7 protein-coding genes are annotated in these 11,886 nt (G+C 61.9%); 3 read left to right on the forward strand and 4 right to left on the reverse strand.

Translation table 11 applies throughout. The annotated features are described in order from the left end of the window. Nucleotides 1–137 precede the first annotated feature (137 nt). Genes HMPREF2678_RS07455 through HMPREF2678_RS07465 form a run of 3 tightly spaced genes read right to left on the reverse strand, consistent with a single transcriptional unit; the run spans nt 138 to nt 2,768 of the window. Entirely contained in the window at nt 138–1,463 is a 1,326-nt protein-coding gene (locus HMPREF2678_RS07455) for an ABC transporter permease (RefSeq protein ID WP_246817912.1), read from the reverse strand. A gap of 1 nt (nt 1,464) precedes the next feature. Then, entirely contained in the window at nt 1,465–2,397 is a 933-nt protein-coding gene (locus tag HMPREF2678_RS07460; protein WP_070551798.1) for an ATP-binding cassette domain-containing protein, read from the reverse strand. After that, nucleotides 2,394–2,768 carry a GntR family transcriptional regulator gene (locus HMPREF2678_RS07465; protein ID WP_034966447.1) on the reverse strand — a complete coding sequence of 125 codons (375 nt, stop codon included), beginning with the start codon at nt 2,766–2,768 and terminating at the stop codon, nt 2,394–2,396. Before HMPREF2678_RS07465 ends, HMPREF2678_RS07460 begins: the two co-directional genes overlap by 4 nt. 167 nt (nt 2,769–2,935) lie before the next feature. On the opposite strand from HMPREF2678_RS07465, the gene HMPREF2678_RS07470 reads away from it, so the two are divergent. The 3 genes from HMPREF2678_RS07470 (at nt 2,936) to HMPREF2678_RS07480 (ending at nt 10,076) form a co-directional block, all read left to right on the forward strand. Beyond that, complete coding sequence (locus tag HMPREF2678_RS07470; RefSeq protein ID WP_043015102.1) at nt 2,936–4,252, forward strand: NYN domain-containing protein; 1,317 nt, start codon at nt 2,936–2,938, stop codon at nt 4,250–4,252. Between the two features lie 48 nt (nt 4,253–4,300). Further along, the gene (locus HMPREF2678_RS07475) at nt 4,301–6,448 is read left to right on the forward strand and encodes a galactan 5-O-arabinofuranosyltransferase (RefSeq protein WP_070551800.1); all 2,148 of its coding nucleotides are present in this window, start codon (nt 4,301–4,303) and stop codon (nt 6,446–6,448) included. Between the two features lie 136 nt (nt 6,449–6,584). Next, the gene (locus HMPREF2678_RS07480) at nt 6,585–10,076 is read left to right on the forward strand and encodes an arabinosyltransferase domain-containing protein (RefSeq protein ID WP_070551802.1); all 3,492 of its coding nucleotides are present in this window, start codon (nt 6,585–6,587) and stop codon (nt 10,074–10,076) included. Between the two features lie 809 nt (nt 10,077–10,885). Here the strand turns inward: HMPREF2678_RS07480 and HMPREF2678_RS10460 are convergent. After that, a partial coding sequence (locus tag HMPREF2678_RS10460; RefSeq protein ID WP_083303444.1) for a glycoside hydrolase family 25 protein occupies nt 10,886–11,886 on the reverse strand: 1,001 nt, incomplete at its 5' end.

An 11,886-nucleotide genomic window follows, 5' to 3' on the forward strand; every position in this document is an offset into this window, starting at 1 on the left:
TAATGTACACACACCCCACAACAAACACAAACTTACTGGTCAAGCTTGCTTTTTAGGGTGCCTAATGCACGCCAGTTTCTCGCATTCCCAGGCGTCGGTGTTTCTTCTAACCCGGCTTCCACGCCTAAGGGTCTGCCTTAAGCTTCCGTAGCCAAGCCCAGGTTTTCGCTCACCGACTCATTGGTCGTATCGAAGCGCTGAATGCCTCGGCTCAACACACCAAACGCAAGGGCCAGCACTAGTGCTAGCCCAGCGGCTATTCCTAGCACGAACCTCAGCACATTCCCGTCGGCCTCGATGACCTCCTGAACGGTGACGATAGCTGCAGCCAGTGCAGCTGAAAGCACCATGATGGACAGGATGATGACCACCCATTTCAGCCATCCGGTGAACCGGTTACTCACCCAGAAGCCGACTATCCCAACCAGGCCGAAAGTTGCGGCCACTGACGCTGCGACCAGCAGGGTTATCACCAAGCTTTTCGCATCTGCACGCACCTCTAGGTTTCCTACGCTCGGGAAGATGGCATGCAGCAGCAGGAACTCTGCGATCCCTAACAGCATCAAAAGCGCAATGCTTGGCAGCCACAGCGCCACCCGCCCCATAGCTTTCGCATACCACTGGCGGCGATCACCCGAGAACACCAGCCAATTGCCCAGACTCATGTTGAGCGCTTCACCGAAGTAGAACGCTGCCATCAGCAGGAACATTGATGCCGGGTAGAGCCACATCGCACCACTGGTCGTCACCCCTGTGACAAACCAGCCAATTGTTCCGATGCTCACTGCGGCGAGCCCAATAAGGAATACCCGTGCCATGTACCTGTCGATCCGCCAAGCGGTGAGGTAATCCAGCGCCGAGGGGTTGGCGCCCTTTTGTTCTTGTTGACGCCACCTCGTCTCCGTATTCAACCCCCCAGCGAACAAGCCGAAAGCGCCATCGGTGGTTTCCCCAGCGGGATCGGCCCCTTCCTCTACCGCTGCAGCCTTGTCTTCCTTGGTGGATTTGATGACCTCATTGTTATCTTCCACCCGAGCGAGTGCACCAATAATGCTGGCCACGTGCACGACGAAAACTACTGCCAAGACAAGCCAGAATGCCGGGATGTGCCAATTGAATGTTTGCGCGAGGATGTAGCCCAATAGCATCGATCCGCAGACGACTGTCGATGCAATAGGCATGACTATCAGGAAGTTTCGGCGGATATCCGCCACGCTCATCCCCAGAGCACGAAGCTGCGCCTTGTCCCACACTGCGGTGATCGGCTGCAGCCCCAGCGAAAGACCAAATAGTAGGTATGCCCCTAGCTTGAACCCGTGGATTTCTTCCCCACCCATCGCAAAGAAGAGGACGAGAAGAATGAACACGATGCTTATTCCAGAGTTCCAGGCTTTAGACTGCAGCTGGCGCATAGCCAGCTTCCAGTGGGTCCCCCACGGCATGGGCGGGTAGACATTCGTCACGTCAGAACTCCCTTCCGGTCAGCGCCAGTACCGCCTGCTCCAGATCTGCCCTGGTCACGCGTACGCCACTGCCCTCAATACGGGCAGCGAGATCTTGGACGCTGCCGACACCCAATCTGTGAGTGTCTAGCACTAGGCGACGTAGGCCGGAAGAGGTGGCGTCGTTAAGAACAGAACCAGTGGCCCCAACCTCGCCGAGCGTGGCGTCGACGGCCGCGGCGGAACCGGAGAGGATCGCAATGCGCTCGGTGATGGAGTCGAGGGTGCCGACTCCCGTGATGCGGCCTTTATCGAGGAGGACGACCGAATCGAGGATGCGGGCAGCGTCGTCGACGTGATGGGTCGAGAGGATGAAGGTGCGTGGGTTGCGCTCGACATCCTGCAGCAAGAGCTTGTAGAACAGCTCGCGATTCTGCACGTCGAGCCCCAGGTAGGGCTCGTCAAGGAGGGTGACGGGGCACTGCGCGGCCAGGCCAATAACAATCGAGACCAGGGACTTTTGTCCGCGCGAGAGCTTGGAAAGAGGCTTGCGCGTATCGATCTCAAAGACCTCGCAGAGGTGGTCCGCGTAGCGGTGATCCCAGGTCTCCCAACGGGCGGCAGCCACATTGAGCAACTGCTTGACCTTGATATCCGCAGGCCAGGGAACATCGGGACCAGAGAGGATCAGGCCATTAAGGACTGCGGTGTTGTCGAAGACAGGCTGACCGCCGATGAGAACCTCGCCCTTGGCGCGCAGCTGGCCCGCGATGGTGCGCAGCAGGGTGGTCTTGCCCGCGCCGTTGCGTCCGATAAGGCCATAAACGCGGCCACCTGGGAGGTGAGCAGTCGCGCCGTCGAGGGCATGGGTAGAACCGAGCTTGCGGCGGACGTCGCGCAGCTCGATGCTGGGGGCGACGCCAGAGGCAGCGCCGGGAGATGTTGTGGCGTTCATTCGTACAGTCCTCTACTTTCTGCGACTTTATCCATGAGGTTTTTCAGCTGCGTGCGGTTCATGCCCAACTTGGCGGCCTCGTCGACGAGGGGGACCAAATAACTGGCTGCGAAGGCTTCTTTACGCAGGGTCAGAATGAGCTCCCGCGCGCCTTGTTCGACGAACATTCCCACGCCGCGCCGCTTGGCCAATACGCCCTGATCGACCAGCAACGCCAACCCCTTCCTGGCGGTGGCGGGGTTAATGCTGTGGAATTCTGCGAGTTCGTTTGTCGAGGGGGCACGTTCGCCTTCAGGAAGCGACCCGTCCACGATCGCGTCCGCTATCAGGTCCGCAACCTGCTGGAAAAGCGGTGTTGCCGATTCGTCCACGCGGCACCTCCTTCAAAGCACTACTTAACAAGCTCCCAGCGCGCTCTGCGTTTCGGCGCTTTTAGTTAGCTGGTTGGTTACTTGTGTAACTAACCATATAACAAAGTTTTCAGGCATGCTAGAGGGACAAGAACTAACAACGAGCGAAATGAAATGAGCAATGAACAATGTTGGAAAGAACACAGGTCTATGTCGACACGTCTTACCTGCTAGCCAGCTTTTATAACTCCTGGGATACCGGCGCCCGCGCACAGTTAGAAATCGACCTACCGGAGGTCGTGGCCGTCCTCGGCCAGATGATTCAAGACCAACTAAAGCAACCCGTCCACCGGCAGTTTTGGTACGACGGAATCCCTGATTCCGGCCCCCACCGCTACCAGCGTTCCCTACGCAGCGAACCGGGTGTGCAGCTGCGCGCCGGCCAGCTGATCGAGTGGGGCGAGCGGCGCACCCAAAAAGCAGTGGATACTCGACTGGTCGCGGACATCGTTATCGCCGCGATGAACCGCCAGGTATCGGACATCGTGCTGGTTTCTGGCGACGCCGACATGCTGCCCGGCGTAGAAGAGGCCGTCGCGGCAGGCATCCGTGTGCACCTCTACGGATTCGGCTGGGATTCCATGTCTTCCGCCCTGCGCTTCGCCTGCGACACAACCACAATCCTGGATCCGCGCGAGGACTTCCGCGACACCATGCGCCTGCAGATCCTGGAAGGTCCACTGCCGGCTGGCGAGCAGCCCGAACAGCCTGAGGACAAGCCACTGGGAGACGCGGAAGAGCCCGCGGATCCCAGCCCGTGCGTGGTCACAGCGTCGGACGTGCCCGGTGGTGTATCCGGCGATGCTGCCGACACCGACACTGCTTCCGGCACTGCCAGCACTTCCGGCACTATCGACGCCACCGGTTCAGCCACTGACGAAACAGCTCCTGCTGAACCGTCCCCCGCTGCGCCGTCCCCCGCTGCGCCGTCTCCTGCATTGCTGGCAACTCCCGAGCGCACCACTGCCCCGCAGGTACCAAGCCCCGCGGACGTCGCTCAAACAGCACCTGAAGCCACGGCCAAGCCGGAGGCGGTGGCGTCACCACCAGAAGAACAACCAGCAAGACAACCAGAGGAAACAGCACCCGAAGCAGAAGAGGCACCCAAGCCGAAGCCGCGTCCGAACCCCGGCATGATGGCGCGCCACCGCAAGTTGCGCAGCCGGTACGTGCCGCTACCCAACGAGGTCTGGGCTACAGCGGGCGAACAGAGCCCCTCCGACATCGGCCAGCAATACGCGGTCTGGTGGTACGACAACATCGCCACCGAGGAGCAACGAGACAACGCGCACCTGCTCTCCGGCGGTGGACTACCCCCAGAGATCGACCGGCCGCTGCTGCAGTTCGCCTGCGAAACACTGCACGAGTACACGCTCTCCGAAAGCCAGCGAGTGGGCTTGCGTGACGGATTTCACTCTGGGATCAGGGGCATTATGCTGCGCTAACGCGCCAGAGAAACCAAGGCCGTCCGGGGCATATGTAACAATGAAGCAATGAGCTCAAGCCCCGCCGCGAAGGTCGACCCGACGGTTCCCTTCAGCAAAGACGCGCTGACGGTGCGCCAGACCCTTATTCGCCTGGCGCTGACCGGTGCGATTGCGTTCGCCGGAACCACCGCAGGGTGGTACATCATGTCGCACACGAACTTCCCGGCCTTCACCAACAGCTTCGTGCTGCGCGGCCTCACTACGGCGAGCATCGCCATCCTGGTCATCCTCACTGGCCTGGCGAGTTACTGGTGGATCTACCCGCCGCGATGGCTAAACAAGAACGCCCGCAAGGGTTCCCGTGCGGACAATGGCCGAGCGGATGGCCGTGCGGATAGCCGCGCGGGACGGAGCGCCCGACGGGAAACTCTACGGCCCTGGGTCTCCATCATGCTGCAGCTGGTGATGTACCTCGCCCCCGCTGTACTGGTGCTGGCCGCGCTAGGTATTCCGCTGGCCGCGACACAGCTTTACCTCGGCGGCATCAGCGTGGATCAGGCTTTCCGCACCCAGTTCCTCACGCGCATGACGGATTCCCTCGGGTGGGAAGACATGGCATACGTCGATGAGCCATCCTTCTACCCCGGCCTATGGTTCTTCACCGGAGGACTGTTCGCCCGCATCTTCGGACTGTCCGGCTGGGTAGCTATGCAGCCGTGGGCACTGATCACCATGGCGATGGCAGGCAGCATGCTGGTGCCGGTATGGCAGCGCATCTGCGGCTCCCTGCCGGTCGCCAGCGCCCTGGCGCTCGTGACAGTCGCAGTCACCCTAACCGTCGGCGGCGATGAGCCCTACGCGGCGATCGTCGCAATGGGCATGGCACCGGCGCTAGTGGTCGCGCGGCGAGCACTGCACGGAGGCCGGACTGCGCTGATCGGATCCATCATCTACCTCGGACTATCGGCGAACCTCTACACGCTGTACACCGCCGTGTCCGCCCTGACCGTGGTGGCTCTCGCCGTTGCCGGGGCAATCACGGTGCGCAGCATCCAGCCACTCATCAAGCTCGTGATCATCGGTGTGGGGTCCATCGCCCTAGCGCTAGTCGGCTGGGGACCATACGTCTGGGCGCTACTAACCCAGCCGCACGGTCCGACGGGCACCGCCCAGCACTACCTCCCCGAGGCCGCAACGCATATCCCCACCCCCTTCTTCGAGTCGACGGCCATCGCCTTCTTGTCCCTGGCCGCCCTGATCTGGATGGTTTTCCGACGCAAGGACGGCGATGTACGCGCCCTAACCTACGGGCTCATTGTCTGCTACGCCTGGGTAATACTGTCGCTGCTCATGACGGTCCTCGGCACCACTCTGCTGGGCTTCCGTGTGGCGGTCCCGATCAGCATCATCCTCGCCGTCGCCGGTGTGCTGGCAATCGCCGACTGGCGACTGGTTTATGTTCCGCGCATGTCTTCGCTGGAACGTCGGAAGCCGGGCTTTGGGGTGCTAGTCAGTCGTGTCATGGCCATCGTGCTGGCGATCTGTGGCATTCACTATGCCTCGCAGATCCCCTTCGTCCACGAAGGCCACATCGATACCGCCTACACCGACACTGACGGCGACGGCAAACGTGGCGACCAGCTCCCCGGCAATTCCGCCGTCTACTACGCCCAGGTGGATCAGGTACTACACGAAGAGCTCGGAGGTCGGTCAGGCAAGGTACTGCTGACGGACGAGAAAACTTTCATGGCCTACTATCCCTACAACGCCTACCAAGCCTTCACCGCGCACTACGCCAATCCGCTCGGCGAATTCGCCCGCCGCAATGAGGTCATCGAGCGTTGGGGCGACATCACCAAACCCGAAGAACTGCTGGCGGCCATGGATGATGCGGAGAAGACGAACGGGTGGAAGGCGCCGGATGCGCTGCTGCTGCGCGGGCAGCTCGACCTGGAGAAGGAGATGGAGAAGCGCAAGACGGGCTCCGCCAACGAGCCAGGCGACAAGACTCCAGCCCAGAAGCGCACCGAGAAGCCCCTCCCGAAGGTCAAGGGGCCAGGCAACGGCACGTTTACCTACCTGGTGGCCGACGACCTCTACCCCAGCCAGCCGAATGTCCGCTTCCGTCCGATCAGCTTCGAAGCCACCGCATTCGCCAAGGGCTGGAACCTGCACCAGGTCGGCCCGTTCGTGGTTGCGGTGCGGCAGCGCTAGCCCGGTGACAAGGGGCGTCAATAAGAAGAATAAGAGCACCCCAAAAACAACATTCGTCACATTAATGCGCAAGAATCACAAGAAACAGGCTATTTGAGTTCCGAGTTAGCCGTCTCGTGTCCTACAATTACCTGTTGTGTCTAAAGTTCAGCAGCCAACAGGAAAACTAAAGTTAGCGTCCATCATCTCCGGCCTCATCGGCATGGTGATGTTCCTGTCTTTGCCCTTCCTGCCGGTCAACCAGGTTCAGTCCTCCTTTAACTGGCCCCAGGACGACGACCTCACCTCCGTCCAAGCACCGCTGATCTCCTACGTCCCCCAGGACGTGGACATCACCGTGCCCATCAAGGAAGTCCGCAACCTGGACAACGGTGCGACCAATATTCTGTCCACCCTCCCGCAGGAATCCACGGAGGCCACCCTGCGTGGCCTGTTCGTCCGCTCTACCGACGACAGCCTGGACGTGGTCGTGCGCAACGTCGTGCCACTGACCATCCAGAAGGATGCCCTGGCGAAGCTGCCGGACGATGCGAAGCTGCGCATCACCTCTAACTACGAATCCACTCGCTCCTGGGTTCCGGACGCAGAAAAGTCCCTGGGCTACGCACTGGATTCCACTATCGACGACGATGTCCGCCCTGCCCTCACCGGCATCTACACGGACATCAAGAACACCGAGAAGAACTCGAACAACACCATCGACGCTGGCTTCCAGGCACACGTCACCGTCGACTCGCGCTTCACCTCTTCCCCCTCGGCTATCAAGTACCTGGCGATCTTCGTGGGCATCATCGCCACCGCGATCTCCCTGTACTGCCTGCACCGCATCGACATTCTGGATAAGCGCACCACCTCCCGCCGACTGTTCCACCGCAAGTGGTGGAAGCCCCGCCCCCTGGACGGCGTAGTCGGTTTCGTACTGCTGGCCTGGTACTTTGTCGGCGCGAACACCTCGGACGATGGCTACCTGCTGACCATGGCCAAGGTCTCCCACGAGTCCGGCTACATGGCCAACTACTACCGCTGGTTCGGCGTGCCGGAATCCCCGTTCGGCTCGCCGTTCTACGACCTGCTGGCGCTGATGACACACGTCACCACCGCCTCCATCTGGATGCGCCTGCCGTCCCTCATCGCAGGACTTGTGACCTGGCTGGTACTTTCCCGCGAAGTGATGCCGCGCCTCGGCGCCAAGATCAACCAGCGCCGGGTAGCGCACTGGACCATGGCGGCGACGTTCCTGCTGTTCTGGATGACCTTCAACAACGGCACGCGCCCAGAGCCGATCATCGCCGTGCTTTCCCTGCTGGCCTGGGTTTCCTTCGAGCGCGCGATCGCCACGCATCGCCTGCTGCCCGCCGCGGTCGGTACGATCATCGCCACCCTGGCGCTGGGCGCCGGCCCGACGGGTCTGATGGCGGTCTCCGCCCTGCTGGCTTCCCTCGGTGCGCTGATCCGCATCCTCACCCGCCGACTGCCGCTGCTGGGCGCTCCGAAGGGCGCCCCGAAGAAGACGGTCATCGCCGCCATCCTGGCGCAGATCGCCCCGTTCCTCGCGGCCGGCACCGCGATCCTCACGGCCGTGTTCGCCGACCAGACGCTGCGCACAGTCGCAGAGGCCATCAAACTGCGCGGCGCCATCGGCCCGTCGATGCACTGGTACGACGAGTTCCGCCGCTACGAAGCCCTCATGGAACAAACCGTCGACGGTAGCTTCCCGCGCCGCTTCACGATGGTCATGCTGTTCTTCTGCATCGGCATCGTCATCGCCGCCATACTGCGCAATGGACGCATCACCGGCGCCGCCAAGGGGCCGTCCATGCGCCTGCTGCTGGTCATCCTGGGCACCCTGTTCTTCATGACGTTCACGCCCACCAAATGGACCCACCACTTCGGCGTGTTCGCTGGCATCGGCGCCGCGCTGACGGCCCTGGCAGCAGTCGGAGCCTCCCGCTTCGCCCTGCAGACCCGCCGCAACCGGATCCTGTTCTTGGGCTCCACCCTGATGCTGTTCGCCTTCACCCTCGCAGGCCCGAACGGCTGGTGGTACCTGTCCTCCTACGGCGTGCCGTGGTGGGACAAGCCGGTGCAGATCTCCGGTATTACCGCCAGCTCGGTGGTGCTCGCCATCTCAATCGTTGTTCTGGTGTGGGGCGCTATCGTTGGTTTTCTTGCGGACGCCAAACACGCCCGTGCCACCACCGAATCGGAAGTGGCCGATTTGGAGCTGGCCGAGCGCAATAAGCTTGACCGCTTCCGCGGCCTGACGGCCGCGCCGATCGGCATCCTCACGACCATCACGGTCGTGTTCACCCTTGCTTCCATGACGAAGGGCATGGTCAGCCAGTGGCCCGCCTACTCCGTGGGCAAGGGCAACGTGATGGCCCTGACGGGTCAAAGCTGCAACCAGGCCGCGGACGTGCTGGTGGAAACCAACACCAACGAGTCCTTCCTTAAGCCCGCCGACGGCAGCTCGCTGAAGGACTCCCTGACCGCCGGCGGAGGTCGCGGCTTCGAGCCGAACAACATCCCCGCCAAGATCGATGCGAAGTCCAGCGGAGAATCGCAATCCACCGTGGGCTCCGCGGACCAGTTCCGCAAGGAGGAATCCAGCAGCGATTCCAACACGGACTCTAATTCCAATGATTCGCGCACTTCCGCTGACCGTGGTGGGGCGCAGTCTGCGGCGTCCCAAAATAAGGCAACAAACGATCCCGACGCCGAGAAGGGCAGCAGCAGCGATAGCAACGACGCCTCCGGAACCACCGGTGGCCTGCGCTCTACCAAGGGCGTGAACGGTTCCTACGCAGTGCTGCCGTTCGGGATCGACACGAACAAGGTGCCGGTGGTGGGCTCGTTCACAGAGGGGCTGCAAACGCCCGCGAACACCATGACCAGCTGGTACAGCCTGCCGAAGAACCGCGACGGACTGCCACTGCTGGTGTTCAGCGTGGCCGGACGGGTCGGACACTTCGACATGGACGGGATCTTCAAGTACGGCCAGGAGATCAAGGTGCAATTCGGCAAGTCCGGCGGCTCCAAGAAGGCCGAGGACTTTGAGGTGCTGGGCGAGCAGATTCCGCTGGATCCGGGCTACGCGCCCGAGTGGCGTAACCTGCGCATTCCGATGGACCAGGTGCCGGAGGACGCAGACTCGGTGCGCATCGTTGCGAACGACCCGAACCTGACGCCTGCACAGTGGATTGCCATCACGCCACCGCGCGTGCCGGAGATGGAGTCGCTGAACGACTACGTGGGCTCCGAAGCACCGACGCTGCTGGACTGGACGATTGCATTCCAGTTCCCGTGCCAGAAGCAGTACGACCACTGGGCAGGCGTGGCGGAACCGGCTAAGTTCCGCATTTCGCCGGACCATGACGTGCGCAGCAATCACACGCCAGTGATGGACTACTCCGGTGGTGGATCCTACGGCCTGGTGCAGATGACCTCGCAGGCGGAGGAAATTCCGACCTACCTGAAGGACGACTGGCAGCGGGACTGGGGTGTGCTGGACAAGCTGACTCCTTTCCCGAACGCTTCCGGCGATGCGCCGAAGCCGGTGAAGCTGGAAACGGAGACGCACAAGCGCTCCGGGCTCTGGTACAACGGGCCGATGAAGTTCTCGGACTAGTGGCCAGGAGCGGGGGCTGGCGACCTGGTGCTGGGCGGGCTGGCGGGCTGGCGACCTGGCGTTGGGGCGGGCTGGCCCGCCACTTACGCGCAACAGACCCGCCACTGACCCGCCACAGACGCGCCACTGCCCCGCCGCTGACGCCCCCGGAGCTTCGGGTGCGGGCAGTCTCTGAGGGGGATGTCCCAAATTCCACGTCTTAGAATATAACTATTCTGTTTGCGCAGGTCAGAGGCCTGCGAGTTTTTACTGCAGACCCGCTACTTCCAATAACTCGAAGATTTAGGACAATACCCCTCCGGATCGGTGGGAATGAGCATGCGTAGTCACCCTGGATCGAGACCAACTGCGCGATTGTGGTGGGGGTTGGTTCGGGGTCAAAGCTCTGTAAGCGCCATAGACGGCCTAAACGGGGTCGGGCGATACCTGAATAGGGGCACGAAAATGGGCCGCTTTTTCGGAGATTGCTCAAACGCGGGCCTCTCGGGGGCCTGACGGGAAGGGAATGTCCCAAATCTTCCACTCTGTTTTTATAACTTTCCGTTTATGCAGGTCAGAGGCTTAAGAATTATTGCTGCAGACCAGCTACCCGTCGAAAGTGGAAAATTTGGGACATCGGACCGCGCGATCGGTCGAAGCGAGTGAGCGCGGAGGCTGGAATAGCTCTAGCGAGTGGGTGCAGATCCCGAATAGGCCAGTACGCAAGTAGCGCAACATAGGAAAACCGCCGCCCAGTGAGGACGGCGGTTGGTTGACCGCAGCAGCGTCAGCAGTCGAAGCTGGAATGCTTGACGGGGCGAAGCCAGCGTTTAGTTAGCAGGGGCTGGGGCGGGAGCCTGACCAGCCGGGGCAGGGGCCGGGGTCGGAGCGGGGGCGGGAGCCGGGGCCGGGGCGCCAGCGGGAGCCTGACCAGCCGGGGCCGGGGCGGGAGCCGGTGCCTGACCTGCCGGGGCGGAGCTATCGGCGGTGGCGGACTTCGCGGCGTCCGCGAGGTCAGCGAAAGCGTTAGCATCGGGCTTGACCTGGCCGTTCTCCAGCTTGGCATTCCAGTTGGAGATGCCACCGAACTGCTGCAGCAGGGTCAGGATCTGGCCGATGTTCACAGCGCCACCCTTACCAGCACCAGCACCTGCACCAGCGCCCGGCGCGACACCCTGGAGCAGCTTCAGGATTGCCTCGACCGGCAGCTTCTTGCCACCAGCGTTGAACTCCTTCAGCGCACCGGACAGTGCGGTGTAGGCCGTCAGAACTTCCTGGGCGGTCTTCATGGAACCGGATACGTTGCCACCGTTGCCAGCAGCGCCAGCGGAACCTGCGACCTGCGCCGGATCCATCCCCTGAATCTGCGCCTTACCCTGAGTCAGCAAAACGTCCGGGGATACGCGGCCACCGATAACGCCCAGAACCTGCATCAGGAAGTCGGTAGCCAGCGGAACGTTCACGCCGGTGGCGTGCTCGATCTTGTTAGCGACCGCAGCCTCGCCATTAGCTGCCGGACGCAGCACGTCCAGAGCTTGGGAAGCCTGGCCAGCAGCGGTGTTCGCCGACATGCCAGATGCCAGAGCATTCAGGGCAGCATCGTCGCCGTAGTACTTGTTCAGGTCCACCTTGGCCTTAATGCCGTCGACATTGCCGGAGTCGGAGTACTGCCAGAACGTCACGTGATCCCAGCCACCCGGGATATCCGCCGGCAGAGTGTCGCGGTAGTAGGCCAGCCACAGTGGGTACTCGGAGAACTCGGTGGTGTTAGCCATCTTGTTCTTCCAGAAGTAGTAGTAGGTGTAGATGATCGGATCACGGCCGGTCAGGG

This window comes from Corynebacterium sp. HMSC058E07 (assembly GCF_001809885.1).
Classification (GTDB): Bacteria; Actinomycetota; Actinomycetes; order Mycobacteriales; family Mycobacteriaceae; genus Corynebacterium; species Corynebacterium macclintockiae.

Excerpts from the sequence above, each read along its gene's own strand:
- HMPREF2678_RS07470 (WP_043015102.1), top strand. The coding sequence starts at position 2,936 with ATGTTGGAAAGAACACAGGTCTATGTCGACACGTCTTACCTGCTAGCC.
- HMPREF2678_RS07460 (WP_070551798.1), bottom strand. The coding sequence starts at position 2,397 with ATGAACGCCACAACATCTCCCGGCGCTGCCTCTGGCGTCGCCCCCAGC.
- HMPREF2678_RS07475 (WP_070551800.1), top strand. The coding sequence starts at position 4,301 with ATGAGCTCAAGCCCCGCCGCGAAGGTCGACCCGACGGTTCCCTTCAGC.